The following is a 26,249-nucleotide window of genomic DNA, read 5'->3' on the forward strand; positions in this document are numbered from 1 at the left end:
TTATATATGCGGACGAACCCGTTTATGTGAACTTTTTCAAGGAGCGGCTTTCAAGCAGCGGCTTGCTTTTTCAGGCAAAAGAATTTATAATCAGCAGTGCCTAATTATCGTTAGTTAGGAAAAGGAGGGAAGAAAGCGTGTCAGTGCAAAAAATCAAATCGGCCGCCCTTCGTCTTTTTGCCAGGAATGGGTACGATGCCGTTCCCTTGTCGGAAATCGCCAAGGAAGTCGGAATCAAAACGCCGTCGCTCTATGCTCATTTCAGAAGCAAAGAAGATTTATTCCTTGCCGTATTCGAGGATTGTCTGGCTGAACACACCGCCCGAATGGCGGCTCTAATCGAGAGCCTGAAGGGGCGAACCATAGAAGAACAGCTGTATAGAGTCATCCATGACGCTTGCCGGTCGTATTTGCTAAGCGAAGAGCACATGACCTTCCTCAAAAGAGTGATGCTGTTCCCGCCGGCAGCTTTGCAGGAAACGCTGCGCGAGCGGTTTTCTGCTTCAGAAGATCAGCTCAACGGATTATTGACGGCTCTTTTTAATGAAGGCATGGATTCCGGCCTGCTGCGGCGTGAACGTCCCGAGGATTTAATCGCCTCCTATTACTGCTTGCTTGACGGTTCGTTCATTCAACAGTTTTATTACAAAAGCGAGGATTGGGAGCATCGGCTCGATACGGTTTGGAGAATCTATTGGAAGGGCATTACCACTTCATAGCTTATTCACTCAAAGAAAGGACAGGATAGACCATGGCATGGATTTATTTGTTTATCGCCGGATTAATGGAGATCGTATGGGCAATGGGACTAAAATCAACTAACGGATGGACGAGGCTTTGGCCCAGCGTCATAACCGTCACTGCCATGATCGTAAGCTTTTACTTTCTGTCGATGGCTCTCAAGACCCTGCCGATCGGAACGGCTTACGCGGTATGGACAGGAATCGGCGCAGTGGGCACCGTAGTCTTCGGCATGCTGTTTCTCGGGGAGCCCCGCGACTTGCTTCGGCTTGGATTCGTTCTTGCAATCGTCGTCGGCATTGTCGGTTTGAAGGCTACGGCTTAATGCCGGCCGCCGGCGGCGTCAAGCCCATAGCACGCTTAGAGTAATGAACGCCGCCTGCTGCCGCAGGCGCTGCGGATTTGGCATCACCAGGACGTCTTACGCCATCCCTCATTCGCTGCCTTCTTTCTCTGCTCTTGCTGTTTCGGGGTCCAGCGGAAATACGCTGCAAATGGCCGATACAATTTCCCTCGCCATCGTCATCACCCTATATAATGAAGTGCTTTGTAATACGGCATATTTTTGCCCTTGATCCACATTGACAATAGCCGCAATGGAATAATCGCCGACACGGGGCAGCTGTTTGCCCACCGATTTGCCCGGCTCGATCGGACGATTGGACACCTGATACCACCCTAATGACACCGTCTGGCCCAGACAGGCATCGATGGCGATAATTTTGAGGCCGGGAGGTATTTCCCGCAGCCGTTCACGCATATTGCTCGCATCGAACGGAAACGCCAGCGTTCCGACCTCATGCGGATAGCCCGCTTCCTGCAGCATGGTCCCGACCAGCGGACCAAGCGCATCTCCGGTCGAGCGATCCGTACCGATACACAGTAACAATAAATTGTGTACCCCTACTCCCTCGCCGCGGATGCGATCCAAAAAATTAGGAAGCTCAGCCGCTTTCAGTTTTTTGCGATAAATCGGCCCGGCTTGATCACTAGTCATCCTTTTTCCCCTTCCGTCTGCATCATGATCGTTGAGATAAGCGCCAAGCTGATGGTACGATACACTTGTAGCATACCGTATGGCTATCGTCCGTTCAAGAATCCGTTTCAAGATCAGAAGATTTGTTGTCCGTCTGAAGCACGTGGTATAATTTGAAATAACTGTTGTGTTTTGATCCAGATTCGGCAGAAAGCGCAGGTGTTGGTCGATGCGGATCATGGAAGTCTGGGCGCTGGTTGCGCTGGGTTACTGGTTGTTCATGCTGTGGGATACGGTTCGATCCCGAAAATGGATGTTCAGCCTTCCCCGTTCCGCTGGGGATGCCGGGTTTAACATAGAGAAATCGAACGGGCGTGAAAACAGGAAAATCTCGGCTGCTCCCGGGCTGATGGGCTCCCGGCCTTCCGTGCCGGATACACCGCTGGTTTCCGTCATTATCGCTGCCAAAGAGGAGGAAGCCTCTATCGCGGATACGGTCAGGCATCTGCTCGGCCAAACGTATCCGAAGCTTGAAATCATCGCCGTCAACGATCGCTCCCGGGATGCAACCGGCCGCCGGTTGGACGAGCTTCGCCGCTGGTCCGAAAGCCGGGAAGGCATCACCGTCCCGCTGCGGGTCATCCATATCACCTCGCTGCCGTCCGGATGGCTGGGCAAAAATCACGCTTTATACCAGGGCTATTTGCAGGCCCGGGGCAAGTACCTGCTGTTTACCGATGCGGACGTGCAGTTCGATCCGCATACCGTTGCGGATGCGGTGCGTTATATGCAGGAGCAGCATGCGGATCACTTAACGCTCGCCCCGCGGATGCTCGCACGCGGGTTTTGGCTCAAGGCGTTTGTACACTATTTCTTTTTTGCCTTGTCTTTATTTATTCGTCCGTGGCGGGTGAACGATGATTTACAGCACAGGCACGGTATGGGCGTCGGCGCCTTCAACCTGATTACAAGAAGGGCATATGAAAGAATCGGTACGCACGAGGCGATCGCGATGCGGCCGGACGATGACCTCCAGCTCGGGCGGCAGGTGAAACGGGCCCGACTGCGCCAAAGGCTTGCCTCCGGCGTTCGCCACATCTCGGTGGAGTGGTACCCCGGCTTGAGCGAGGCTGTTCGCGGGCTGGAGAAAAATATATTTTCCGGCTTCGGCTATCGGATCAGCTTCGCAGTGCTTGGGGTCATCGGGCAGCTGGCGTTGTTTTTATTTCCGATTGCAGGTATCGTGTTGGCATCCGGCTGGGCAGCTGCAGCGTTTGCTTTATCCGTCTTTCTGATGCTCACCGTGTACTTTTTGCTGATCCGGTCGATCGTAGGCGGAGGCGGGATCGAGGTGCTTGCGCTTCCCGTCACCGTCAGTTTGCTTTGTTATGTCGTGAGCCGTTCGGTATGGCTGACGCTGCGGCAGGGCGGCATTTATTGGAGGGGCACATTTTATTCACTGAAGGAACTCCGACAGATGAAGGATCCAAATTCATAATCATGAGCATTCGGAGGGGGGGCAATTATGAATTTCAATCGAACCAGATCAGTACGGGACAACAAACAAAACATCGCGAACTCCTCGTTAAAGCAATGGAAGTATGCCCTGGTCAGCGTACTGCTCACGTTCGCGCTGATTGTGCTTTATCAGCACGTGCAGCAGTATTGATGAACAAGCTGTAAAACGACAGGTTCCACAGATTGGGCGGACACGGCGGCGTGTCCGCCTTTTTATTTATCGGCCGCTACATCCGCCAAAGCTCACGGCGCCAAGCCAGCACGCCCACGGTGATCGCGACGCAGCCGGTTCCCATCAGAAGGCCTGCGGTCAGGACTCCGGCCATATCGGCGACCAAGCCGATCAGCAGTGCGCCCAGCGGGATGAAGCCGCGGTCCATGAGCGCGATGCTCATGATGCGCCCGCGCAGCCGGTCAGGCACCTGCTGCTGCATGGCGATGCGGCTCATCGTGCGGTAGGCTTGTCCGAACAAGCCTGCCGCAAACATGGCCGCGGCCGCCCACCCGAAGGCGGGAGCCGCCATGAATCCGCAGAGCGAGACGCCGAAGCCAAGCAGGGACAAGACCAGCCAGCGGCCGGGCCAGCGGGCTTCACGGCCGAGCGAGAGCCAAAGCGAGCAGAGAAGCGACCCAGCTCCGGTTACGGACAGCAGCTGGCCCAGCTTGTCCGTACCGAAGCCTAACAACTCCTGCGTGAAGAGCGGCAGCATGGATGTATAAGGGAAGCCGAAAACCATCGGCGCAACCGCGAGCAGCAGGAGCGATTGCACTGCCGACTCCGAGCGGATATAGCGCCATGCTTCACGGGCGCCATGCTGGCCTGAATCCTGCACGATGGCGGCCCTGCCCGGCTCCTCCGCAGAAGGGAGCGGCTTCACCGCCGTCACGACAAGGATCATGGCCAGCGTGCTCGCGGCATTGATCCAGAGAATGATCGACGGCGCCATCGTCGTCAGCATCACGCCGGCGACCGCCGGACCGATGATGCGCGACAAATTCAGCACCGCGCTGTTCCAGGCGATCGCGCTCCCCCGCTCCTGTTCCCGCACCAGATTGGGCAGCAGGGCATGCGTCACCGGCGTCTCCATCGCTGAAAACACAGAGCGCGCCGCAATCAGGGCCAAAAACAACCAGAGCGGTCCGTCCATCGCCATCCACAGGCTAAGCCCCAAGGTCAGAACAAGACTGCCGGCTTGGGCATAGATCAGCAGCATCCGCCTGTCGTACCGGTCCGCCAGCGTTCCTGCCGGCAGGCTGACTAGAAAAATCGGCAGCAGCCTGCAAAGATTGACCAGTCCGAGGAAAGTCCCAGACCCGCCGGCCTGCAGCGCAATCCAGTTGATCGCGACAAAATCCATCCAGTCTCCGGTGCGATACAGCGTGCTGCCGCCGATAAACACACGAAACATCCCGTTCCGAAATGCGGAACGGGATGGGTTTAGCAACACATTCATAACATCCTTCTCTCCCAAACTTCCTGTTTATTTCGGAAACGGGAAATACAATCCCAAGGATAGGCATCCGAAAGAGACGTCCCGCCCTTTTTCTTCCCCAACCTCTTCAGCGTATCTGTCTTGGCTGCTCCGTGTTCGAAGCGACCTCGTCCAGGCTTTGCAGCGCTTGCTCCAACTGATGCTGAACCTGCGCGAGCTCCTGATGATGGTGTCCATGATCCTGCGCATCGATCTGGCTTTGCGCTTGCTCCAAAAGATGCTGAGCCGCTTTCATCTCTCCAATGGCGAAGGACAGCTTATGCGGATCGGATTGCAGTTGGGCGTGGCGCACAGCCATCTCTGCGTCTTTGGCATTCTGCATGGCTTTCTCCGCATTGTCGATGACGTGGCGGATCGGCATTTGATGTTGGTTGACCTGTGTCATGTTCGGAATCTTCCTCTCGGGTAAACTGGATGTGCACATGATTCACCCTTTAAGATGCGCATAAACGGCCCGCTTCATTCCACTTGTTGGAGTTCCGTATCTGCTTGTCCGCTAACCCGTTCATAGAGGACAAATTCATAATCATACGGGTTTTTCTCATCCCGTATGCCTTTTTCCCGCGACACGACCCGCCACTGCGTACGGTCAATCTCGGGAAAAAACGTGTCCGCTTCAAAGCGATGGGCAATTTCGGTAATATACATCCGGTCCGCATGCGGCAGCAGCAGGCCGAACAGCTCCGCGCCTCCGATGACAAAAAGCTCTTCGGACGCCTTGTCCCCTCCGCGGCCATAAGGTTTAACGGCTTCCTTCGCCGAATGCACGATTTCACAGCTCTCAGCCTTAAATTCAGGGTCCCTCGTCAGAATCACGTTACGGCGTCCCGGTAAAGGCTTGCCGATCGAATCATACGTTTTGCGGCCCATCAGTATCGTATGCCCCAAGGTCGTTTTCTTGAAGAACGCCAGATCCGCCGGCAGCCTCCATGGCAGTTTATTGTCTATGCCGATTCCGCGGGCTTCATCCATCGCAAATATTAACGATATCGTCATTCGAACCTTCCTCCTGATACCACACCACAAATCCCGACAAATCGGGGCTGATCACGCGATTAGACCGCTATGGGCGCTTTAATCCCGGGATGCGGGTGATAGTCGATAAACTCAAAGTCTTCAAATCGGTAATCAAAAATGGACTCCGGCTTGCGCAGAATGTTCAGCTTCGGCAGCGGACGCGGCTCCCTGGTTAATTGGAGCTTTACTTGTTCCAGGTGATTCAGGTAAATATGAACGTCGCCGCCTGTCCACACCAAATCGCCGACTTCCAGATCGCATTGCTGAGCCACCATGTGGGTTAACAGAGCATAAGACGCCAGATTAAACGGCAGTCCCAGGAAGGTATCCACGGATCTCATCTGAAACATGCACGACAGTTTGCCATCGGCAACATAAAATTGAAATGCATAATGACACGGCGGCAAAGCCATCTGATCGATTTCTGCCACATTCCATGCACTCACCAGATGTCTTCTGGAATCCGGATTATGCCGAATCTGTTCAATCACTTTGGTAATTTGATCAATCGTCTGCCCTCCCGGCGCCGGCCATGTACGCCACTGCGCACCGTAGACACGACCAAGATTGCCCTCCTCATCGGCCCATTCATCCCAGATCGTGACGCCATTCTCACGCAGATAATTGACATTCGTACTGCCGCTTAAGAACCACAGGAGTTCATGAACGATGGATTTAATATGCAGTTTTTTGGTTGTCAGCAGCGGAAATCCTTCAGCTAAATTGATTCTCATTTGTCTTCCAAAAACGGAAATGGTGCCTGTGCCGGTTCGATCATCCTTACGGACACCTTGTTCCAGTATATCACTTAGCAGGTCCAAATACGCTCTCATTGCTTCACCTCTTAAGATACTTTCTTCGCCGGCCGCGAGGAATGAATACATCTCATTATATAACGAGTTGAGGTTTTTAACTATATTTTCATTACCATACATGAATCCTGAAATTTCCTCATGATATGCGGAAGCATGATAGACAACCCGCCGGCCAAGATGATCTATGTGTTCTTCGAGGAAAGAAATGTACGTATTGTAATATGTTGTTAGGAACCATGGAATCCGCTCGAACGAAATATAAGTCCCCCTTTTGATCACGACTTAAGAAATTGCAGTATATGTTGACAAACGTCTGCCGAACCATATTCGTCGCTTTTATCAGTACAGGTATCCCCTTCCTTGGAACAATTCGTCCTGCATAAACAATCGCCAATGAATTACCGATACGATATTGTTTTCTAACTCTAAAGCTTAGCGGAAGTGTTCCATCGGGGATACTATTTTTGGAGCTGTTTTGCCGCCTTCGTCCAAACCCGGCGGCAGCAGCACAAATCCCAAGAAGGACGGATACATTCTTTTCTGCGCGCTGTGATATAATCATGGGGAATAAACGATCAAGGCCAGGTGATCCGATTGGAGTGGCAGCAGCTTGAATATTTTCAAACCGTAGCCCGAATGGAGCATATGACGCGCGCAGCCCAATTCCTGTCCGTCTCGCAATCCGCACTCAGCCGCTCCATCTCCCGGATGGAGGAAGAACTGGGCGTTCCGCTGTTTGACCGGGTGGGCCGTTCCATCAAGCTGAACCGCTACGGAGAGCTGTTTTTAAGGCGGGTTCACCGCATCATGAAAGAATACGAGGAAGGAAAGCATGAAATTCGGAACATGCTGGATGAAGAAGCCGGGGAAGTCATGCTGGGATTTCTCCATACGCTCGGATCCCATCTCATTCCCGACCTCATCGTTACGTTTCGCGCCAGCTACCCGAATATTCGCTTTCAGCTGAATCAAAGCAATACCGCTTCCTTGCTACAGCAGCTCATTCAAGGCTCGATCGACCTTTGTCTGCTTTCTTCTCCGGATGAAGCCAATCCTTCGGTGGAATGGAAAAAATTATGGAGCGAGGAGCTGTTTATTTTCGTCCCCGCCCATCACCCGCTGGCAAACCGCGGAGCCGTTTCATTGGAAGAAATTGCCGACGAGCCAATGGTTTCCTTTAAGAAAGGCTACGGACTCCGGAACGTCATTGACCGTCTGTGCATGGAAGCCGGCTTCGCCCCCAAAATCGCTTTTGAGGGAGAAGAGGTTCCCACCGTGGCGGGCCTGGTTGCCGCCGGACTGGGTGTAGCCCTTATTCCTGATGTGAAAGGATTGACCGACCGGAAACTGGTCAAGTTAAGCGTAAGCTCGCCCGAATGCTACCGGATCATCGGCGCAGCCTGGATGAAGGAGCGGTATCTGTCTCCCCCGGCCCAACGGTTTCTGCAATTTGTCATGCATTACTTTGAGAATGCAGATTAGATTTCTCGGGCAAAACAGCGGTTAATACAAAGGAAACCAGCATGGCGCAGCCAATCATAACGGTAATCATGCCGACAATCCCCGCCCATTCAAACCGGCTCCAGAACAAACCGCCGATGGATCCGCCCAGACTCGACCCTACATAATAAAACAGCAGGTACAAAGAAGAGGCCTGCGCTTTTCCTATGGAAGCCCTGCTTCCGACCCAGGAGCTGGCTGTGGAGTGCGCGCCAAAAAATCCGAAGGTGAACACGGCCACGCCGATGATCAGCACAGCCAAATGCGCCGAGAGTGTCAGCAGGATTCCCGTCAGCATCAATAGGACATTAATCCACAAAACAATGCGCAGCCCAATGCGGTCGCTGGCCCTTCCCATCCACGAAGAACTGAATGTCCCCACCAGGTATAGAAGGAAGATCCATCCGACCAGCGTTTGCGACAGACGAAAAGGCGGTTCGAGCAGCCGGAACCCCAAGTAATTGTACAGCGTGACAAAGCTCCCCATCAAAATCGCGCCTAACACAAAAAGAAGGATTAGTGCGGGGTCGCGGAACTGTACGGCAAAAAGACGGAGGTTGGCTTTGGGTTCTGTCCGCTGCGGTTTAAAGTGCCGGGAAGGCGGCAGGTTGCGCCAAAAATACAGACTCGCCAACAGACTGATGACCGCCAACACACCTATGCCCATTCTCCATGTATATACATCGGTTACCATGCTGACTGCGACCCGCCCGAACAGTCCGCCTATCGTATTCCCGCTGATATATAATCCCATAGCGAACCCGAGGCTTTTGGCCTCCATTTCCTCGGCCAGATAAGTCATCGCCACGGCAGGAAGACCGGCAAGGGCAATCCCCTGAATCGCGCGGACGATAAGCAGGCTTGTAAAATTGGGCACGAAAGCCGTGCACAAGCAGCAAAACGAAGACACAAAGAGTGAAGCCGCCATAAGTGATTTTCTCCCGATACGATCGGACAAAAAGCCTGCCAACGGCAGCGAGACGGCAAGCAGCACCGTACTGACGGATAAAGACAAGCTGACAGCCGCCGGCGATAAACCGAATTCCCTGGAGTAAACCGGAAACAACGGTTGAACACAGTACAACACCGCATAAGTGGCCACCCCCGCAGCGAATAAAGCCAGACTGCCCTGCTGATACTCCTTGCTTCCGCGCTTCAGGTATTCCCGGCTCCTCGTGTCCAATATCCCCGCACGATGTTCTAAACCAACATCGGCTTGCATCTTTGATGTCATCCCCACTTGAGTTCATATCCTTCCAGATTCATTTTTTCTATTTAGAATACACCCGAATAATTGATGTGTAAAATTGATCTTTTGCAATGTTTTAATGCATATATGTAATTAAAAAGCCACATTTCGCATTCAAAACGAAGCAGCCAGTCACCGATTCCATTTCGACGACTGGCTGCTTAAATTGACATTTATTTTGTTATTGGGGGTCAGTGCCTCTGACCTTATTCGCTGTCATGCCCTTTTTTTGATCCTGACGGGTGAAATACCACTGCACCGCGGGAATCACCACAAAAAAGATAAAGAACAAGCGAAACAGCTGATATGCGCTGACGACTGACAAATCGGCTCGCGTGACAGCCGCGGTGACTCCCATTTCCGCGATTCCCCCGGGAGATGTGCTTAGAAAGGCTGTCGTCAGATCGATGGGAGTGACCCACCACAGCAGCAAAGCGCAGCCCAAACAGCATAAAACGACGATCACATTACTGGCCGCCGTATATATGCCCAGCCGGCGCATGTCTTTTAGAAAGTCCGGCTTCATCTGCAGCCCAAGGTGGATGCCGATGCTGAGCTGGGTAAGCAGCACCGCCGTATCCGGCACCCGGGGAGGCGTGGCGCCGCACAGCACAACAATGGAGGTGGCGAGCAAGGGCCCGGTCAATGAGCTTCCCGGGAGCCTGATCCTCTTGCCGACAAAGAAACCTGCGGCCGCCACCACGGCAAATAATAAAAACGAAAAAAGAGAAGCCGATCCCTCACCGGGAAAACTGTAATGGTTTCCGGATCCGCCTGAGCCGGTCAACGTATGCAGCGCAATAAACGGCACAATAAACGTTACGGTAAGAACACGGATCGTCTGCATCAGCACAACAGTGGTCAGGTCGATTTGCTTGGATTCGCCGCTGAGGGCGATAATATGGTTCAATCCGCCGGGCATGCAGCCAAATACCGCGTTCATCGGGCTTAAATTCAACTTGCGGTAGAGCAAATAGCCTGTCACAAAAGCAACCGATAAGATGAATACCGTTGAAGCGGCCATATAAGGGAGTTGGGCCGCCATTTGGCGCAAATTTACACTGTAAAATGAAGATCCCAGCATAAAACCGAGTATGGCGAGCGCAATGTGGCGAAAGGATGAAGGCCAGGCCAAAGTCCGGCGAATTCCAAGCCGCGAAACCATCACAGACGTAAGTGCACCGAGCATCCAAGGCAGAGGCATATGCAGCAAAGAAAACGATACCGCGCCAATGGCGCCAATCAGTCCGGTTTCCAAGACAGATATAAGGCCCTTTTGCATCTTTCTCATCGCAGTACCCTTTCGCCTTAGCAGTTTAGTCTATTAGTAGTTGATCAGGTAATCTTTTTGGCAGAAATCAATAATTCCGTGATCGGCCGAAGATCCTCAATGTCCTCCAAATGGTTAACCGCAGCGACGATGCCGTCAATTTGCGATGGCGGCAGAACGCCGTCCGCGCAGCCTCTGAATTTGCCGACCCGCTCAACATCACTGAGCGGAGACAGCGGATCTCCTTTGGCAATATCGACGCGGTGCTTGTAGATTTCGCCCGCTGCGGTTTCCACCTCTACCTCGCAAGGCCACAATTTTGGAAACAGCGCGTCCATTTCTTCAGACCGTTCAACGGTCACCTTGCGGTGCAGCTCCAGTATTTCCGTGTCGCGAAACACTTGTTCGGAAAAATCAGCGGATACAATCGGCCGTTTCGACCGTAAAGCGACTGCAACAACATAAGCGAAGCTGAAAGCAGCCAGCCGCGGATTGAGCGGTTCGGAAAAACCGCATTGTTTGACGGCAACATCATACGTGCGTATCACAACGCGCTTGATTTGCTCAACAGGGACATTCTGTTTCTGTTGAATATGAAGCGCGGCTTCAATCGCTCCATGTGTCGTGCGGCAGCATGGGTACGGCTTGTAGGCAACGTTCAGGATTTCATAAGCATCGGGAGATTCCAAACCGTGCAGAAGTTCTTGCTGCCAATCTGACGTTTTGTAAGGAGCAAAAGCTTTGAAAAATCCGCCGTCCTCCGCCTCCAGAATGTAGCGCGAGCCGGTAAAGCCGGTTTGCGCCAATACAGCGGAAATGAGCCCTCCCTGCGCGGCTTTTCCGGCATGGAGCGGTTTGCTCATCGACCCGTCCGATGTGAATGCCCATATTCCGGCAGCTTGGGTTCCCGCCGAACCGAGGGCGCTCATGATCCGTTCCGCATCCAGACCCAGAATCGAGGCTGCCGCCGCTGCGGCGCCAAAGATGCCGCATGTGGCTGTCGCATGCCATCCCTTAAGCCTGTGCTCGCCCGCCCCGAGCGCTTTCCCCAGCCGAAGGGTAACCTCATACCCGGCCGCAATGGAAGCGATAAGCTGTTTTCCGCTGATTTTTCCGTGAAGCCATGCGGCCCCAAGAGCAGCAGGAATAATCACTGCTCCGGGGTGGGTTTTGGACTGCTTGTGCGAATCGTCAAATTCCGTGGCATGAGCCATCAGGGCGTGCAGCAGCACACTGTTCTGCAGGGAAGTCCGCTCATCTGTTCCGAAAATCCTGGAGCTGCCTTCGCCAAGCAGGTTCATGGCCGTAAAAGCCTTTTGGAATTCTTCGCCCTTGCTTCCCTCCAGAATACAGCCGAGCGTATCCTGAAAACATTCTTTTACCTTCTTGACCACATCGTCGGAAAGCTCTTCATAACGGGTATTCCCGACGAACGCAGCCAGTCGTCCAGTGGGATGGTTCATGTAAAAATCCCTCCGGTCACAGGCCTAGTTCCCCGCCAGTTTTTTGCCGATCTCGGCAAATTCTTTTTCCACGAACGGATGACTTTCGCTGCTGGGCCGAAAATCGTTGGTCAATCCGTTGGCATCGAGGTAATTCACCCACTCTTTATCTTGCGATAAGGCCTTGAACAATTCATCATATTTGGCAATGATCTCTTTCGGCGTGCCCTTTTTCACATAGAAGCCGCGCCAATGAGACGATTCCAGTTCGGGAAATCCTAATTCGGTGAACGTAGGCGTGTCCGGAATTTCATCCATCTTTTCTGCGCTAGAAACAGCGATAATCTTCAATTGGCCGGCTTTTACATATTCGAGTACTTGGCCGACATTCGTAAGGGCTGCCTGGATATGTCCGCCGAGAAGCTGTGTCACCGCTTCAGAACCTCCGGCATAAGGTATCCATTCAAAGGAGTAGCCTGCGGCTTTCGCCAGATCCGAGGCAAAAATCTGGTGGGCTGAGTTGGCGCCGAATCCGCCAATGGCGAATTTTTCGCTGTTTTTAGCGGATTGGACGAAATTTTCAAACGTATCGAGACCGGTACCCGGACGGACGACCAAGGCGTAAGGATCCCCTTGGTTTATGGAAATGAAGTGGAAGTCATTCAGGTTAAAATCGTTTTTCAAGTCGGTGTTCAAACTGATCATTTGGCTCCGCGTGTTGACGCCGATCGTATATCCGTCAGCTGGTTTGGAAAGGATGGTCTGCATGGCGGAAGCTCCGTCGCCGCCCGTGATATTCTCAACGACAACCGATTTTCCCAGTTGATTTCCCAGGAATTTGGCGGCCTGACGCCCCATCACATCCACGCCGGAACCGGCTTTGGACCAGACGATAATCGAAATCGGCTTTTCCGGCCATTTATCCGCTTTTTCACCGGCACCTGCGGCTCCCCCCTGAGTTGTATTACTGCTTCCCGCATCACTTGTGTTATTACCGCCGCCGGCGCAAGCTGCCGTAAACAGCGCAATGATTACAAAAATGAATGACCATTTTAACCACTTTGTCTTCATAGTATAGAAACTCCTTCCGTCGAAAAGTGAGTATTTTTGGGTTTTTCCATCGTCCGTATGCTGTGATTACCGAGCAGTCCAAAAACCTCCGATACAGCGGACAGCCCGATGAGCGGAGGGATAAATGGAATGCCGTTGAAAAGGGCTGCATGCTGTAGGTCATCCGCTGCATCCCAGGCAGTCAAATACTAAACGACCGGATTGGGGCGCTCAAGGCCGAAGTGATCCCGCAGGGTGACGCCGGTATACTCCTTACGGAAGATACCTCTTCTTTGCAATTCCGGCACGACCAATTCAACAAACTCGTTTAAACCGCCCGGCAAATAGGGGCACATGATGTTAAACCCGTCGCACGCTTCTTTTTCCAACCATTCTTCAAAGTTGTCGGCGATTTGTGCAGGCGTTCCGACGAGCACACGGTGTGAGCGGCTTGCTCCGAAGCGTTTACCCAGCTGCGCCAGCGTCAGCCCTTCTTCTTTTGCCAGCTGCGCAACAATTTTCTGGCGGCTTTGGTTACCCCGCATCGTATCCAGTTCCGGAAGCGGCTTGTCCAAATCAAATTGCGACAAGTCCTGATTCATACTGTCGGAAAGCAGGGAAAGCCCGGCAAGCGGATGAACCAATTCTCTCAGCAGCTCTTCTTTTCTTTTCGCTTCCGCCTCGGTTTCACCTATGATCGGCATAACGCCCGGCATGATTTTAACCGATCCCGGCTCCCGGTTGAATTTGGCCAGCCTCCCGTTAATGTCTTTATAAAATTCGCGCGCTCCTTCCAGCGCAGGCTGCGCCGTAAAGATAACTTCGGCCCAGCGGGCGGCAAAATCCCTGCCGCGTTCGGAAGAACCGGCCTGCACCAAAACCGGACGGCCTTGCGGAGCGCGAGGCACATTCAACGGACCTTTTACCTGGAAAAATTCCCCTTTATGATTCACATAACGCACTTTCTCCGGATTACCATAGACGCCCTCTTCCCTGTTGATCACCAAGGCGCCGTCTTCCCAGCTGTCCCACAGCTTGGTCACGACTTCGATAAATTCCTGGGCGCGTTCGTACCGGGTGGCATGGTCAAAATGAGCATCTCTTCCGAAATTCCTCGCTTCACCGTCATTGGTGGAGGTCACAACATTCCATGCCGCTCTTCCTTTGCTTAAATGATCAATCGTGGCATAAGCTCTGGCGACGGCAAACGGCTCGTTATAGCTGGTCGATGCCGTGGCGACGAGGCCGATGCGGCTGGTAACCGCAGAAAGCGCAGTGATCAGCGCAACAGGATCGAGCCGGAAAGAGGCAAAATAACGGATCGAATTATTGAAATTATTGCCGAAACGGTCAGGAATGGCCAATCTGTCCGCAAAAAAAATAAGATCAAATTTTCCTTTCTCGGCGATCCCGGCCACTTTTTTGTAATACTCCAAATCCAGCAGACTGCTAATTTCGTTGTCAGGGTACCGCCATCCTCCGGCATGATGGCCTACCGCATACAAAAACGCTCCCAAATGCAACGTTTTGTCACTTTTCTTCATCAATTTTCCACCTCTTTAGTTGTTGCCATATCTTTCGTTGTTTTGGGAAGAAAAAATGGATCAATGAGCTTCCCGTTGTCGAGTCAGCATTCTGAAAATATATATTAAACTCATTAATCCAATGTGTCAAGTTGGATTAATAGGAATAGTAGGAACATGCTTCGTGTCCAACCCAAAGCCCTTTTTCCAAGAGTGAAGTATGAAATACCCATTAAAAAAATGCAAAAAGGGCTTCTTTTTAACTTTTTGGCTATGTTTAATTTTAATGTTGATTTTTCGACCAAAGGAAAACCGCCCCACTAAAAGGGCGGTAAATGACTGTATGAAATCGAGTGAAAATACGCCTCTATTTATCACTGACGAATTCTTTTCCGTTCCACACGAAGCTTTGTTTCACGTCTTTTCCGATGCTGTTGTCATAATACGAGCATGAGAAACCCAATTTGGTTTTCGTTAACTTTGTGGAGTAACGCCCAGTACCGCTCACGAATATGTCGGGATACCCTTTGATCGGCAAATCTTTTATTCGTCCAGTCTGATCAAGGGTAAACAGTTTAAATACATCTCCGTTACTCGAAGCATATTGACCAATCGTAAAATCGATATTCCCATCCCCATTGTAATCATCAAATTCGATGTTAAAGAATGAGTTAAACACAATATCGCCATTGCTAAAGCCGTTTAAATCGAAGGCACTTGTCACTTCGCCGCTTTCATTTGAAAGTTGAATTTGAAATTCACCCACCCAATTCCGACCCATAAACGGACTTGGAGTCCAATCTTCAAAATACTTTCCGCTTATAAGTACCACACTCAAGTATTCATGCTTATTTGTATACTGAAAAAGGTCGTTCCTGGATAATGTGAGTGGTCCCGTTATCTGAATTGTGTTAGATGTGGGTGTAGGCGAGGACAATTCAACTGTTGATTTATCTGTTGTGGTTGATCCTGTGGATTCGGTGATTATAGGAGTCGGGGGCTTCATACTGGTTGTTGACGCCTCTGAGCACGCACTCAATAGGAACATGGATACCATTGCAATAAATAACTTCTTCATATTACAGTACGCTCCCTTAAACGAGTAATCTCTGAAATTTCTCAATAATTCAAGTACATATGAGTTAGACGTAAAAAAAAGAAATTTGTTCTTCTATCCTACAAGTTCAACAAGAAAAAGCTGTACGTCGAAGTTTGGTGTTGGTTTCCATCACAGTAAACAGGCAAGAATTGACCAACATTTGTTTTTTGTTTGACGCTGTATTTTCATATTCCTTACTGTCAAGGTAACGAAACCAAGCCAAATAATTCTGCAAATACTTTGTTGCAACGCCATTAAAGCGATCCATCCATCTTTTTAGACGGCTGTGGTAGCTGTTAACGTTTTGGATATGGTACACGCCTTTAACACGTTGTTTTCCATCCGACTTGAAACAGTAATGATCCAACCCTTTTGAATTCGCATAAGAGCTAAATGCCCTCCACGAGTCGGTACAAAGTACGTTTGAATCAGATAAGTAATCACCAATTGCCTCATCCAACTTGGTTGTCCGAATCCGCCCTCGCCCAAGAACCCCAGAATAAGTCATTTTCTGACGATCACGGGCAACCAGTACACAAATTTGGTCGTTACTGATGCCACGATATTTGGCTTTGCCACCACGTTTACGTGGCTTGCGTTCGGCGATGTTCCGTTTACCTTTTTCAGAGAACAAGAAATAAGTCTCGTCCATTTCGACGATACCCTGGAAAGCCTCGGTTGGAATTTGCTTCAAAGCGGAAAGGATTTTATGTCGCCAGTAGAACAAGGTAACATGCGTAACCTCTTCGTGCAGTATTTCAGCACACTTACGAAGGGAAAAGCCTTCAATCATGCATTCAATGAATCGAACCCAAAGATGAGGTCTGCGTGTGCGTTTAAGAGGTGTGTTCGTAAGGTCGTTAAAAGTTTGACGACAGGACTTACAACGGTAACGTTGACGTTTAACCTCTCCAGTGTGTTTTCACAACGTACTTCCCGAACCGCACTACAGAGTGATTTTTACAATGCGGACAAACAAGCCCATCTTTATGCTTCTGCTCTTGAATTTCGTCTATCGCCCGTATAGGAGTCGCTATCCTTTTGGTTCGGGACTGCAAAAAGTAGATAAGCTCTCGCTTTCCGCTATCGTCCAAGGCATCGGCAAGCCTTTTTAGTTCTTTCAAATCCATTTGGTAAATCATCTCCGAGACAATGATATTACCTTAATTATAGAACAAATGTTCGCAATTATCAAATATCAACAACATGATTTAACATAGCCAATTTTTTAAAAAAACACTTGAGAATTTGAAGATCCCAAGTGTTTTTCTCACATCAAAGGAGTAATTAACGGTCTATAAAGATTTAATCATGCCTCCGTCTTCCGCTTTTATCCGATCCAGCTCGGCTGTTCGATCCGTCATAATGCGTCCGGGAGCCACCGTATTGACTAAGATCCCATCCCCGGCAAGCTCTGTGGCCAAGCTTTTGGCAAAAGCATGGACCCCTGCACGAATCGTATGGACAGAATCATATTTGGAAGTACCAAAACCGATTTTTCCTTTTAATCCGAGATCCATAAGATCAACGTCCTCTCCTCTTCGTTTTAACCGATGATAAAACCTGCATCCTCTTGGCGCAATCCGGCTGCATGTCACCTCCCCGATTCCGAAAATGTGCCCGACAGCTGAGCTTCTTTATAATATTTCTCCGCGCCGGGGTGAACCGGAATCGGGAGGTTTTGCCTCGCCTTCCCAATATCAATGGAATGGGCCGCCTGATGAGCCCTTTGTAAATAAGTCAAGCTTTCAAACAACTCTCTGGTCAGCTTATACACGAGCTCTTCATCCAGCTCTTTTCTTACGAGCATCACATTCAGCGTGGCCGCCGTAGGAATGGAGACGTCGTTCCGGTATGTGCCCGCAGGAATTTCCGTCATCTGAAAGAACGGGTACGTTTCCTTCAGTTTCCTTACTTCCTCCATCGGGATAGGAACGATCGTGACCGGTTTCGATTTGGCCAGCTCGGTGACCGACGGATTAGGCAGCCCGGAAGTAAAGAAGGCGGCATCAATGGTTTGATTTTTTAATTGCTCCACCGCTTCGGTATAGGACAAATATTCGGGCTGAATATCCTGATACGTAATGCCGAGGGCCTCAAGCAGCATGCGCGCATTCACCTCCACCCCGCTCTCGGGAGCGCCCACGCCGACCCGTTTGCCTTTTAAATCGGAGACGGTATGAATGGGACTGCCATGCAGCGTAATGATTTGCACACAATTCAAATACAGCCCTGCCATGGCCTGTAAATCTTTCATTTCTTTGATTCCCCCGGTTCCGCTGTAAGCGAAAGTAACCGCGTCCGACATGGCAAAAGCCATATCCGCCTTTCCCGCTTCCATCAGTCCCATGTTCTCCACCGAGCCGCCCGTCGTTATGACAGACGCATTGATCCCGAGCTTCTCTTCATACCTTTTGGCTAAAGCGCTCCCAATCGTAAAGTAAGGGCCGGAAGCATTGCCTGTCGCAATGGTCACGATGGTTTCGTCAGAATGGCTCCGATCCGGTTGATTGCCCGAAGACTGAATCGTATGATAGACAAATAGAGAAAGCCCCGTAACCATAAGCGCAAGAACCCATAAAAATCTTTGCCGCATAATGAATTCCCCGCTTTCTCCGGCTAATCCTTGGAGGGCAAAAACTTGGATAATTTATCCCTGAGCCCTCTTTCGCTGATATCCAAAGATTCAGCCGTTTTTTTGCGATGCCCGTTGCAAATTTGCAGCTTATGCAAAATAAACTCCCGTTCGGCCTGCTCTAACGTCAGTCTTGAGGGAATGAAGATCCCATCCCCTCCCTGCTGGCCGCCGTCTTTTCTCTCATAAGCCTTCTCCTGCAAATAAACAGGAAGATCGTGAATTTTAAGCAAGCTGTCATTGGCCAAGGCGACTGCATATTCAATGATATTGGACAGCTCCCTCACATTTCCCGGAAAAGAATGGCGGTACAGCACATCCATGGCCGAGGAATGAAAGCGGACATCGGTTTTGCCCATTTTCACACCGTAGATTTGAAGAAAATGATGGATCAGCAGCGGCAAATCTTCCATTCTTTCGCGCAGCGGCGGCACATGGACAGGGATGACATTCAAACGGTAATACAAGTCCTCGCGGAAGGCGCCTTTGCTGACCTCCTCGGCCAAGTTCCGATTGGTCGCCGCAATGATTCGGACATCAACGGGCTTGCGCCGGTGGGAACCGATCGGGACGACTTCCCGCTCCTGAATGACTCTGAGCAATTTGGCCTGCAGGTGAAGGGGCAGCTCTCCGATTTCATCGAGAAAAATCGTACCGCCATGCGTTTGCTCGAACACCCCCTCCTTTCGTTGAAACGCCCCTGTGAAGGCTCCCTTCTCATGCCCGAACAGTTCGCTTTCGAGCAGGGTTTCCGGTATAGCCGCGCAGTTCAAAGCGGAGAAAGGATATTTATGCCGCGCTCCTTCTGAATGGCATACTTTGGCCACCATCTCTTTGCCCGTCCCGCTTTCTCCTGTGATCAGCAGGTTCGAGTCAATGTTTTTCACTTTAGCGATGAGTTGAAACAAGCTTCTCATTGCGGAGCTTTTGCCGATAATGCCGCAATAGCTGTATTCCGGCCGCAATACCTCGCGAAGGCGCCTAACTTCTTGTTTCAAATCGTTGATGTGCAGCGATTTTTCAATTAAAATGCGGACCTCATCCAAATTAATCGGCTTGGTCAAATAATGGTAAGCGCCCAGCTTCATCGCTTTCACCGACGTTTCGATCGTTCCGAACGCCGTCATGACAATAATGGAAGTTTTCGGGGAAATTTCGAGCAGCTTAGGAATCAGCGACAAGCCGTCAACCCCTTCGATCCGCATATCGAGCAGCACGACATCGATATTTTCTTTTCCTATCATAACCAGGCCTTCATCGGGTGAAGTCGTCGTAAACACTTGATACTGGTCTTCCAACGCAAACATCAGGGAGGTACAAATGGCTGGTTCATCATCAATGATCAAGACGGAATTCATTAAAATTCACCCCCGGGAAATTTTAATGTAAAGGTCGTCCCCTTGCCGGGAACGGATTGAACATCGATATCACCGCCATGCTCGGACAAGATATTGTAGCAAATATATAAACCCAGACCTACTCCGTTCCTTTTGGTTGTATGAAAGGGCTGGAACAGCCTGGACATTTCATCGTCCGGGATCCCCGCTCCCGTATCGATAATCCGAATGCTCGTACAGCCATCCTCCGTTTCGGCTTCGAACGTAATCGCTTTCACATTGCTCTCCGATATGGCGTCGATGGCATTCGTAATCAGATTAATGAACACTTGCTTCATCTGCTGCTTATCAAAATAAAGCGATATGCCCGGAACCACTGCGTTGATCCATTGAATCGGCTGAGAGGCGTATTGAATTTCAAACGGCTTCATAACGGAAGACAGAAACTCATGCAAATCCACCCGCTCTTTCACGGGAACCTTACTTCGCGTATAATCCAGCAGATCCTCCACCACATGGTTCAACCGGCGGAGTTCGGCCGGTACATGCTTCATAAACTCCTGCCTGTAGCGAAGATCATCGATTTTATAAGGAAGCAGCTCGATAAACACCTTCATGGACGTCAAAGGATTTCGCAGCTCGTGAGCGATTCCGGCAATAAGTTGACCTAAAGACCGGAGCTTTTCCTGAAGGACCAGTTTATTTTGCAGGTTTTTTTCCTGCGTTCGATCCTGCATGCTGATGATCCATCCAAGCTTTCCGTCCAAATCGTTGCGGAGCACGGCCGCGTAATAATGGACCAGCTTCTCGTCCGAACCCTCCTGAATCAACACGAATTCCCCCTCGTGGCCCTTTTCGTCCAGAGGCAGATCGAGAATCCGCTCGATTTCCCTGAATAAAGAAGAACCGGAAATGCAGGTATTCACAGGATCGGTCTTCAAATTCCATATTTCCATCGCACGCTTGTTGGCCAGCCGGATGATTTTATCCTTATTGATGGAGAAAATGCCGTTATCGATGGTATCGAGAATTTGCTGTTGAAAGGTCAAATAGTTTCTGAGCCTTTTGGTATGTCGTCCGATTTCCCTTTTTAACCTTTTGTTCATCATATAAATAAACAACATGAACATGGATACCGCAATCGAAACCGATCCCAGGAGCCAGGCGATTTGTCTCCAAAGGGTATCCTGCGGGAATAAGGGCGGAAACCAATGATTATACATCCGGCGGTATTCCCCGTTTTGCTGCACCAGCTTGATTCCTTCATTTAACCGGCGGACCAGCTCGTAATTTCCTTTGCGTACGGCGAAAGCGTATTCATAAGAATGAATCGAATTGACTCTCACATCATAATCCGAATAGAGGTCATGCTTGGTAAAATAATGCCGAATCACTTCATAATTTCCGACAAACGCATCGGCCCTTTGATGTTTTAAAATTTCCAGCGCTTTCGTTTGACTGGAGGCGATATTCATTCTGACGTTGCGGATGTCCTCCAATATGTCATAGGCGCTGCTCCCGCGCTGGACGGCAACTGTTTTCCCTTTGAGTCCCGACAAATTGTAGATTTCCTTATTTTCTTTGGGCACGACCAACGCGTCGGATAACGAAAGGTAGGATTCTGAAAAATCGACTAACTCGTTATGAGCGGCGCTGTATTTCATGCCCAATACCAGATCGATGTTTCCCTGATCGAGCGGTTCGGGATTGCTCGTTTCGATGGCGACATATCTCAGTCCCAGGCCCGCATGCCTAGCAATTGTCCCTATTAGCTCAACACTAAATCCGGAAGGCCTTCCATTCTCGTCCAGGTAGGAGAACGGCGGATGATCACGCTCGAATCCGACCCTCAATACATGTTGCTGGAAAGGCAGATCCGTTTGCGCCGCCCATCCTGAAATCACAGGAAACCATACCAGAATCAGTGTACAAAGTATAATCTTTCTCATTTTCGGGCACCTTTTCCAAGAATACAACTCTTATATAAAAAGATAGCATTTTAAAAAGGCGCGGAAAAGAGCCATCTTTTCCCTTCAAATCAGAGGCTTCACTCCATTATAGGCAGAAACTGCCGCTTCTCGATAGGAAATACGGCAAAAAATGCCGCCCCCCCTGTGGGTAAACGGTGAATTCAGCAGAAAAATCATTGGCATGAAATTTGCTCATTTACCTTACTGAAAGAAGAAAAAAATTTTTTATAAAGCTTTGTAAGGAGGGTCGGTCAAGATTTGCGAAAGCGCTTTTACAAGTGTCAAATCCAGAAAGTCATGTACCCAAATTGAAAAACCGGGAGGAACGTGTTATGAAAAAATGGCTTGGCATTGGACTCATTTTTGTTTTGACAGCGCTTGCAGGATGTGGTGTTCCTACTCCGAATTCCTCAAAAGATGCAAACCAGGCAAATCCGCCATCAGCGGCTCCTGCACCAGCTTCCAATAAAGAAATTACGGTTGCGGCCAACGGAGGAAAAATTGAAAAAGCGATCCGCGACGTCATTGCACCGAAATTCAGAGAAGAGACCGGTATTAAAGTCAATTTCCTCTCCGCCTTGTCGGGCGAGATTCTGTCCAAAGTGGAGCTGCAAAAAAATGCGCCGCAATTGGATGTGGCGGTGTATGTCCCCCTTGACGTGCAGCGTGCCGTAGAGAAAGATTTGGTCGAGACGCTTGACGAAGCGACCGTTCCCAACATGAAGCTGCTCGATTCCCGGTTCGTCGCGGTAGACAACAAGGGCGTCCCGGCTTTCGGCCTGGTGATTGCGCCCGCATACAATACGAAGACGTTCGAGCAAAACGGCATTGCTCCGATCACCTCCTGGAACGATTTAATACGCGCCGAATACAAGGGAAAAACCGCTTATTCCGATATCGCCAACGATTGGAGCTTCACCACACTGTATAATCTGGCCTTCGCCAACGGCGGCAGCCTGGATAATATGGAGCCGGGACTGGAAAAGGCGAAAGAACTGGCTCGCTATTCGGATACATTCTATAAAAACTCGACGCAGATGATGCCTGCCATGCAGCAGGGGGCTGCCGATGTCACCGTGATGGGCAGCTATGCCATTGCTGATCTAGCCGAATCCGGCGTGCCGTTAAAAATGGTCATTCCTAAAGAGGGGGCGCCTCTTCAGGCATTTAACGCGACGGTTGTCAAAAACGCGCCGCACAAGGCGGAAGCCATTCAATTTTTGAATTATCTGATATCCGAAGAATCGCAAAAGCTTATTTCCGAAAGCGGCTTTTACCCGGTATTGCAAGGAATGGAGATTCCTGAAAAATTCCAGGCATCGATCGGCATCAAAGGCACGGACAAAGTGTATCGTCCGGATGTCAAAAAGCTTTCCGAAATCCGCGCTGCCTGGATGGACAGATGGACGAAGGAAGTCACTCCCGAGCTCGGGAAAAGCGTAAAAAAATAAGCAATAACGGAGGTAAACTATGCAGCAAGTGATGAACGACGTTGAAATTCGCGGTGCCTATAAAAAATTCGGCACCAATGTGGTATTGGGCGGCGTCGATCTCGATGTCAAGCAGGGTGAATTGCTCACCCTGCTTGGCCCCTCGGGCTGCGGCAAAACAACAACGCTCAATTTGATCGCCGGCTTCATCGATGCCGATCAGGGCGAACTGTATATTAAAGGAAAGCGGATGAACGGCGTTCCGCCTTATAAGCGTGACCTGGGCATGGTGTTCCAGGGGTACTCCCTGTTTCCGCATATGACGGTTTACGAAAATTTGGAGTTTGGTCTGAAGCTGCATAAAGTAGACAAAACGGAAAGCGGCAGCCGCATTAAGAACGCACTGGAGATTGTGAAAATGACGGGGCTCGAGCAGCGTTATCCGAGGGAGCTTTCCGGAGGCCAGCGGCAGCGCGTAGCGATCGCGCGGGCGCTGGTTGTCCAGCCTAAGCTGCTGCTGCTTGACGAGCCGTTAAGCAATCTGGACGCGAAATTACGCCAGGAGCTGCGGATGGAAATCAAGCGTCTGCAGAAGGAGGTAGGCGTAACAACGATTTTCGTCACGCACGATCAGGAAGAAGCCTTGTCGATGTCGGACCGGATCGTCATCATGGATCGGGGAAAAGTCGAACAGGTGGGAACGCCCACTGAAATTTACGCGAACCCCAGAAGCGAATTCGTGTTCAATTTTATTGGTAAATCCAATAGTATGCACGGTTCTATTGTCCATATCGATGCGAATAACATTACGGTACAGCGGGAAAATGGAGAACAAATGCTTGTGGAAGCCGGGAATGTGATGGGAGCAGACCGTTTATGCTCCATCGGGGATCAAGTCAAGCTCTATATCCGGCCGGAGAAAGTAGCCATCGGTCCGGTCTCCGATGCCGATTACGATCTGCATACCGTGCGTATCACGCAAATGAATTATTTGGGGTCTTCCTGGGAAATATTCACATCATTTCAAGGAGATTCTTTACAGGTGCAATGCAGCGATATTGATCCCGCCTGGACGATTGGAAGCGAGGTGAAGATCGGATGGAAACCATCGGACGTCATGCTAATCAAGCAGTAGACGCCGGCGCTCAGCCTTCTTCCCCGCCCGATCTGCCGAAAAGACGCAGAAGACATGCAAGACTGGTGTCCGGATGGCTGATGCTGGCTCCGCTCTTGCTCTTCATCATTGGATTTTTCGTCGTACCTATGCTTTATATCTTTTATTTAAGTTTTATTGAGGTGGACGAAGCGTCAGGTCATGCAGCGTACGGCATTCAAAATTATATTAAATTTTTCACCGACCCGTATTATATGAATTCGCTTTGGCTTACGATCAAAGTCAGCGTATACACGGTGATCGTCTCGCTTGTTCTCGGTTATCCGGTAGCCTTAACGATGTCCAAATGCTCGCCGGGCGTAAGAGGATTGCTGGCTTTGCTCGTAGCCTCGCCGCTGCTAGTCAGTATTGTGGTGAGAAATTTCGGCTGGTTTTTGCTGCTTATGCCTAACGGAACGATAAACCAAATCCTGACCTCCCTGCGTATCGTTGATTCCCCTCTGAAGCTGTTGTTTTCAGAGATTGGGGTCGTCATCGGGATGTCCAACGCCTATTTGCCGTTCATGATTCTGGCCATTGCGACCAGCTTGTACAATATCGATCCGTCGCTGGAAAAAGCGAGCTCCATTCTGGGCGCCAATCCATTTCGCACCTTTCTGTCGGTCACGCTGCCGCTCAGCCTCCCGGGCATCGTTTCCGGAGTAGCGCTTGTATTCAGCATGTCGATGAGCTCTTATGTGACGCCGGCCCTCATGGGGGGGCCCAACGTGCCGATGATGCCTGTGGTGGTCTATGATCAGATTCTACATTTGCTGCGCTGGACTTACGGATCAGCCATCTCCTACGTGCTGCTTGGCATCACGCTGATCATGGTGACCGTGTTTACGCGGATGTTTGAAAAAGGACGATTCAGGGAGGCGTTCCGTTGATGAAAATAACCGGAAAAGTCCGTATGCTGATTACTGTGCTGGTCATCGTCTATATCCTTCTCCCGCTTCTGGTCATCATTCCGGCCTCCTTCACCCGCGCAAGCTTCCCAAGCTTTCCGCCGCAAGGATTTTCATTCCAGTGGTACGTGATGCTGCTCGACCGGCCCGAATTTATTGAGGCGTTCCTGAACAGCACCAAGTTCGCGCTCTTGGCCTCGCTGATCTCGGTCATGCTCGGTACGCTGGCCGCTCTCGCATTGGCGAAGTATGATATGCCCGGCAAAACGTATCTGGTATCGCTGCTGACGGCTCCTCTGACGGTCCCGCAGCTTGTTTTAGGCGTCGCGTTGTTAATTTATTTTACCCCGATGCTTCTCGCGGGTACGTCAACCGGCTTTTTGATCGCACACATCATTATTTGCGTGCCTTATGTCGTCCGCTTCGTCATCACCGGGCTGAGCGGATTCGACTATACACTGGAAAGAGCGGCCATGATCCTGGGCGCCAAGCCCATCACCGTATTCTGGAAGGTCACCCTGCCTTTGATTCGGCCGGCCATTTTATCGGGAGCGCTATTTTCTTTTCTCACTTCTTTTGATAATGTTACAGTATCCCTGTTTATGGTATCGCCGGGTATGCGAACACTTCCGCTGGAAGTCTTCTCCCAGATGCAGGATGCTTACAGCCCGCTTATCGCATCCGTGTCCGGTATTGTTATTTTTATCTCGGCAGCGCTGATCCTCGTCCTGGAGAAAATCCATGGGGTAGGGAGAATGATCGGAAAATCCCATTCATGAGGCGGAGGGGACTCATTCATGATTCCGATAAACACTTTGTTTATCGCAGGACACGCCAAGCTGCCCACAGGCATGGCCGCCAAAAATGTATATGACTCGCTCACCATCACAGCGGAGATCGACAAAAAATACGGCGTTATTCTGGAAGCCTCCTGCACGTTGGCCACAGAGCATGGACGAGATTATGTCAGTAGCCTGTTAAGAGGCTTCAGTCTTCAAGACGGCATAGAAGAACCGATCAGAGTCCTTCAGCATCATTATCGCGGCAGGGCCGCCAACGCTCTGGCCGCCGCCTTGAAAGACCTGCATTTGCAGTACGAACATCTCAAGGGAAAAACCTAGCA

Annotated in this window: 26 protein-coding genes and 1 pseudogene; 10 read left to right on the forward strand and 17 right to left on the reverse strand. The window is 50.5% G+C overall.

Annotated elements, in window-relative coordinates:
• Nucleotides 1-137: 137 nt before the first annotated feature.
• The gene (locus tag IJ22_RS17295; RefSeq protein ID WP_054818498.1) at nucleotides 138-719 is read left to right on the forward strand and encodes a TetR/AcrR family transcriptional regulator; all 582 of its coding nucleotides are present in this window, start codon (nucleotides 138-140) and stop codon (nucleotides 717-719) included.
• 32 nt (nucleotides 720-751) lie between these two features.
• Nucleotides 752-1,066, forward strand: a complete 315-nt coding sequence (gene sugE, locus IJ22_RS17300) for a quaternary ammonium compound efflux SMR transporter SugE (RefSeq protein WP_054818497.1) — start codon at nucleotides 752-754, stop codon at nucleotides 1,064-1,066.
• Here the strand turns inward: sugE and IJ22_RS27025 are convergent.
• Both IJ22_RS27025 and yyaC read right to left on the reverse strand, forming a co-directional pair.
• A complete protein-coding gene (locus tag IJ22_RS27025) occupies nucleotides 1,056-1,178 on the reverse strand; it encodes a hypothetical protein (protein ID WP_256380568.1) in 123 nt (40 codons plus the stop codon). The genes sugE and IJ22_RS27025 overlap by 11 nt on opposite strands.
• On the reverse strand, nucleotides 1,175-1,738 hold the full coding sequence (gene yyaC, locus IJ22_RS17305) for a spore protease YyaC (protein WP_062409704.1): 564 nt from the start codon (nucleotides 1,736-1,738) through the stop codon (nucleotides 1,175-1,177). The genes IJ22_RS27025 and yyaC overlap by 4 nt, the downstream gene beginning before the upstream one ends.
• Before the next feature lie 208 nt (nucleotides 1,739-1,946).
• Between yyaC and IJ22_RS17310 the strand changes: the two genes are divergently transcribed.
• Entirely contained in the window at nucleotides 1,947-3,215 is a 1,269-nt protein-coding gene (locus IJ22_RS17310) for a glycosyltransferase family 2 protein (RefSeq protein WP_062409705.1), read from the forward strand.
• A 27-nt stretch (nucleotides 3,216-3,242) separates the two neighbouring features.
• Nucleotides 3,243-3,386 (forward strand): hypothetical protein, encoded by a 144-nt coding sequence (locus IJ22_RS26575; RefSeq protein ID WP_171005907.1) that lies wholly within the window; start codon nucleotides 3,243-3,245, stop codon nucleotides 3,384-3,386.
• A gap of 76 nt (nucleotides 3,387-3,462) precedes the next feature.
• Here the strand turns inward: IJ22_RS26575 and IJ22_RS17315 are convergent, their stop codons facing one another.
• The 4 genes from IJ22_RS17315 to thyA all read right to left on the reverse strand — a co-directional run bounded on the left by IJ22_RS17315 (nucleotide 3,463) and on the right by thyA (nucleotide 6,578).
• Nucleotides 3,463-4,689 carry an MFS transporter gene (locus IJ22_RS17315; RefSeq protein WP_062409706.1) on the reverse strand — a complete coding sequence of 409 codons (1,227 nt, stop codon included), beginning with the start codon at nucleotides 4,687-4,689 and terminating at the stop codon, nucleotides 3,463-3,465.
• 106 nt (nucleotides 4,690-4,795) lie between these two features.
• The gene (locus IJ22_RS17320) at nucleotides 4,796-5,113 is read right to left on the reverse strand and encodes a hypothetical protein (protein WP_054818494.1); all 318 of its coding nucleotides are present in this window, start codon (nucleotides 5,111-5,113) and stop codon (nucleotides 4,796-4,798) included.
• 74 nt (nucleotides 5,114-5,187) lie between these two features.
• On the reverse strand, nucleotides 5,188-5,724 hold the full coding sequence (locus IJ22_RS17325) for a dihydrofolate reductase (protein ID WP_062409707.1): 537 nt from the start codon (nucleotides 5,722-5,724) through the stop codon (nucleotides 5,188-5,190).
• Between the two features lie 59 nt (nucleotides 5,725-5,783).
• Nucleotides 5,784-6,578: a thymidylate synthase gene (gene thyA / locus IJ22_RS17330; RefSeq protein WP_062409708.1), complete on the reverse strand. Its 795-nt coding sequence runs from the start codon at nucleotides 6,576-6,578 to the stop codon at nucleotides 5,784-5,786.
• Between the two features lie 576 nt (nucleotides 6,579-7,154).
• On the opposite strand from thyA, the gene IJ22_RS17335 reads away from it, so the two are divergent.
• Complete coding sequence (locus tag IJ22_RS17335; RefSeq protein ID WP_062409709.1) at nucleotides 7,155-8,042, forward strand: LysR family transcriptional regulator; 888 nt, start codon at nucleotides 7,155-7,157, stop codon at nucleotides 8,040-8,042.
• On the opposite strand, the gene IJ22_RS17340 is transcribed toward IJ22_RS17335, so the two are convergent.
• From IJ22_RS17340 to IJ22_RS17395, 11 genes and pseudogenes are all read right to left on the reverse strand, one after another.
• On the reverse strand, nucleotides 8,014-9,282 hold the full coding sequence (locus IJ22_RS17340) for an MFS transporter (RefSeq protein WP_062409710.1): 1,269 nt from the start codon (nucleotides 9,280-9,282) through the stop codon (nucleotides 8,014-8,016). The genes IJ22_RS17335 and IJ22_RS17340 overlap by 29 nt on opposite strands.
• Before the next feature lie 208 nt (nucleotides 9,283-9,490).
• Nucleotides 9,491-10,600, reverse strand: coding sequence for an AbrB family transcriptional regulator (locus IJ22_RS17345; RefSeq protein ID WP_062409711.1), 1,110 nt, complete (start codon nucleotides 10,598-10,600; stop codon nucleotides 9,491-9,493).
• Between the two features lie 44 nt (nucleotides 10,601-10,644).
• Nucleotides 10,645-12,042, reverse strand: coding sequence for an MmgE/PrpD family protein (locus IJ22_RS17350; RefSeq protein WP_062409712.1), 1,398 nt, complete (start codon nucleotides 12,040-12,042; stop codon nucleotides 10,645-10,647).
• Nucleotides 12,043-12,066: 24 nt separating this feature from the next.
• Nucleotides 12,067-13,092 carry a tripartite tricarboxylate transporter substrate binding protein gene (locus IJ22_RS17355; protein WP_062409713.1) on the reverse strand — a complete coding sequence of 342 codons (1,026 nt, stop codon included), beginning with the start codon at nucleotides 13,090-13,092 and terminating at the stop codon, nucleotides 12,067-12,069.
• 188 nt (nucleotides 13,093-13,280) lie between these two features.
• Complete coding sequence (locus tag IJ22_RS17360) at nucleotides 13,281-14,615, reverse strand: LLM class flavin-dependent oxidoreductase (protein WP_062409714.1); 1,335 nt, start codon at nucleotides 14,613-14,615, stop codon at nucleotides 13,281-13,283.
• A 346-nt stretch (nucleotides 14,616-14,961) separates the two neighbouring features.
• A complete protein-coding gene (locus IJ22_RS17365; RefSeq protein ID WP_062409715.1) occupies nucleotides 14,962-15,672 on the reverse strand; it encodes a membrane lipoprotein lipid attachment site-containing protein in 711 nt (236 codons plus the stop codon).
• Between the two features lie 106 nt (nucleotides 15,673-15,778).
• Nucleotides 15,779-16,823: pseudogene (locus IJ22_RS17370) on the reverse strand (IS1595 family transposase).
• Nucleotides 16,824-16,988: 165 nt separating this feature from the next.
• Complete coding sequence (locus IJ22_RS27030) at nucleotides 16,989-17,213, reverse strand: SDR family oxidoreductase (RefSeq protein ID WP_062409716.1); 225 nt, start codon at nucleotides 17,211-17,213, stop codon at nucleotides 16,989-16,991.
• A 74-nt stretch (nucleotides 17,214-17,287) separates the two neighbouring features.
• Nucleotides 17,288-18,289, reverse strand: coding sequence for a TAXI family TRAP transporter solute-binding subunit (locus IJ22_RS17385; protein ID WP_062409717.1), 1,002 nt, complete (start codon nucleotides 18,287-18,289; stop codon nucleotides 17,288-17,290).
• Between the two features lie 23 nt (nucleotides 18,290-18,312).
• Nucleotides 18,313-19,686: a sigma-54-dependent transcriptional regulator gene (locus IJ22_RS17390; RefSeq protein ID WP_062409718.1), complete on the reverse strand. Its 1,374-nt coding sequence runs from the start codon at nucleotides 19,684-19,686 to the stop codon at nucleotides 18,313-18,315.
• Entirely contained in the window at nucleotides 19,686-21,614 is a 1,929-nt protein-coding gene (locus tag IJ22_RS17395) for a transporter substrate-binding domain-containing protein (protein WP_062409719.1), read from the reverse strand. Before IJ22_RS17395 ends, IJ22_RS17390 begins: the two co-directional genes overlap by 1 nt.
• Before the next feature lie 353 nt (nucleotides 21,615-21,967).
• Here IJ22_RS17395 and IJ22_RS17400 point away from each other — a divergent pair, with 353 nt between their 5' ends.
• The 5 genes from IJ22_RS17400 (at nucleotide 21,968) to IJ22_RS17420 (ending at nucleotide 26,247) form a co-directional block, all read left to right on the forward strand.
• Entirely contained in the window at nucleotides 21,968-23,086 is a 1,119-nt protein-coding gene (locus IJ22_RS17400) for an ABC transporter substrate-binding protein (protein ID WP_062409720.1), read from the forward strand.
• 19 nt (nucleotides 23,087-23,105) lie between these two features.
• Nucleotides 23,106-24,200 carry an ABC transporter ATP-binding protein gene (locus IJ22_RS17405; protein WP_054818479.1) on the forward strand — a complete coding sequence of 365 codons (1,095 nt, stop codon included), beginning with the start codon at nucleotides 23,106-23,108 and terminating at the stop codon, nucleotides 24,198-24,200.
• Between the two features lie 80 nt (nucleotides 24,201-24,280).
• Nucleotides 24,281-25,108: an ABC transporter permease gene (locus tag IJ22_RS17410; RefSeq protein ID WP_235594361.1), complete on the forward strand. Its 828-nt coding sequence runs from the start codon at nucleotides 24,281-24,283 to the stop codon at nucleotides 25,106-25,108.
• Nucleotides 25,108-25,905: an ABC transporter permease gene (locus IJ22_RS17415; protein ID WP_062409721.1), complete on the forward strand. Its 798-nt coding sequence runs from the start codon at nucleotides 25,108-25,110 to the stop codon at nucleotides 25,903-25,905. The genes IJ22_RS17410 and IJ22_RS17415 overlap by 1 nt, the downstream gene beginning before the upstream one ends.
• A gap of 18 nt (nucleotides 25,906-25,923) precedes the next feature.
• Complete coding sequence (locus IJ22_RS17420) at nucleotides 25,924-26,247, forward strand: DUF3870 domain-containing protein (protein ID WP_171005908.1); 324 nt, start codon at nucleotides 25,924-25,926, stop codon at nucleotides 26,245-26,247.
• Nucleotides 26,248-26,249: the final 2 nt, after the last annotated feature.

The sequence above is a fragment of the Paenibacillus naphthalenovorans genome (assembly GCF_001465255.1).
GTDB lineage: Bacteria > Bacillota > Bacilli > Paenibacillales > NBRC-103111 > Paenibacillus_G > Paenibacillus_G naphthalenovorans.

Coding starts and splice junctions, on each gene's coding strand:
- sugE (WP_054818497.1), top strand. CDS start 752: ATGGCATGGATTTATTTGTTTATCGCCGGATTAATGGAGATCGTATGG.
- IJ22_RS27025 (WP_256380568.1), bottom strand. CDS start 1,178: ATGAGGGATGGCGTAAGACGTCCTGGTGATGCCAAATCCGCAGCGCCT.
- yyaC (WP_062409704.1), bottom strand. CDS start 1,738: ATGACTAGTGATCAAGCCGGGCCGATTTATCGCAAAAAACTGAAAGCG.
- IJ22_RS17310 (WP_062409705.1), top strand. CDS start 1,947: ATGCGGATCATGGAAGTCTGGGCGCTGGTTGCGCTGGGTTACTGGTTG.
- IJ22_RS26575 (WP_171005907.1), top strand. CDS start 3,243: ATGAATTTCAATCGAACCAGATCAGTACGGGACAACAAACAAAACATC.
- IJ22_RS17315 (WP_062409706.1), bottom strand. CDS start 4,689: ATGAATGTGTTGCTAAACCCATCCCGTTCCGCATTTCGGAACGGGATG.
- IJ22_RS17320 (WP_054818494.1), bottom strand. CDS start 5,113: ATGACACAGGTCAACCAACATCAAATGCCGATCCGCCACGTCATCGAC.
- IJ22_RS17325 (WP_062409707.1), bottom strand. CDS start 5,724: ATGACGATATCGTTAATATTTGCGATGGATGAAGCCCGCGGAATCGGC.
- thyA (WP_062409708.1), bottom strand. CDS start 6,578: ATGAGAGCGTATTTGGACCTGCTAAGTGATATACTGGAACAAGGTGTC.
- IJ22_RS17340 (WP_062409710.1), bottom strand. CDS start 9,282: ATGCAAGCCGATGTTGGTTTAGAACATCGTGCGGGGATATTGGACACG.
- IJ22_RS17345 (WP_062409711.1), bottom strand. CDS start 10,600: ATGAGAAAGATGCAAAAGGGCCTTATATCTGTCTTGGAAACCGGACTG.
- IJ22_RS17350 (WP_062409712.1), bottom strand. CDS start 12,042: ATGAACCATCCCACTGGACGACTGGCTGCGTTCGTCGGGAATACCCGT.
- IJ22_RS17355 (WP_062409713.1), bottom strand. CDS start 13,092: ATGAAGACAAAGTGGTTAAAATGGTCATTCATTTTTGTAATCATTGCG.
- IJ22_RS17360 (WP_062409714.1), bottom strand. CDS start 14,615: ATGAAGAAAAGTGACAAAACGTTGCATTTGGGAGCGTTTTTGTATGCG.
- IJ22_RS17365 (WP_062409715.1), bottom strand. CDS start 15,672: ATGAAGAAGTTATTTATTGCAATGGTATCCATGTTCCTATTGAGTGCG.
- IJ22_RS27030 (WP_062409716.1), bottom strand. CDS start 17,213: ATGGATCTCGGATTAAAAGGAAAAATCGGTTTTGGTACTTCCAAATAT.
- IJ22_RS17385 (WP_062409717.1), bottom strand. CDS start 18,289: ATGCGGCAAAGATTTTTATGGGTTCTTGCGCTTATGGTTACGGGGCTT.
- IJ22_RS17390 (WP_062409718.1), bottom strand. CDS start 19,686: ATGAATTCCGTCTTGATCATTGATGATGAACCAGCCATTTGTACCTCC.
- IJ22_RS17395 (WP_062409719.1), bottom strand. CDS start 21,614: ATGAGAAAGATTATACTTTGTACACTGATTCTGGTATGGTTTCCTGTG.
- IJ22_RS17400 (WP_062409720.1), top strand. CDS start 21,968: ATGAAAAAATGGCTTGGCATTGGACTCATTTTTGTTTTGACAGCGCTT.
- IJ22_RS17405 (WP_054818479.1), top strand. CDS start 23,106: ATGCAGCAAGTGATGAACGACGTTGAAATTCGCGGTGCCTATAAAAAA.
- IJ22_RS17410 (WP_235594361.1), top strand. CDS start 24,281: ATGCTGGCTCCGCTCTTGCTCTTCATCATTGGATTTTTCGTCGTACCT.
- IJ22_RS17415 (WP_062409721.1), top strand. CDS start 25,108: ATGAAAATAACCGGAAAAGTCCGTATGCTGATTACTGTGCTGGTCATC.
- IJ22_RS17420 (WP_171005908.1), top strand. CDS start 25,924: ATGATTCCGATAAACACTTTGTTTATCGCAGGACACGCCAAGCTGCCC.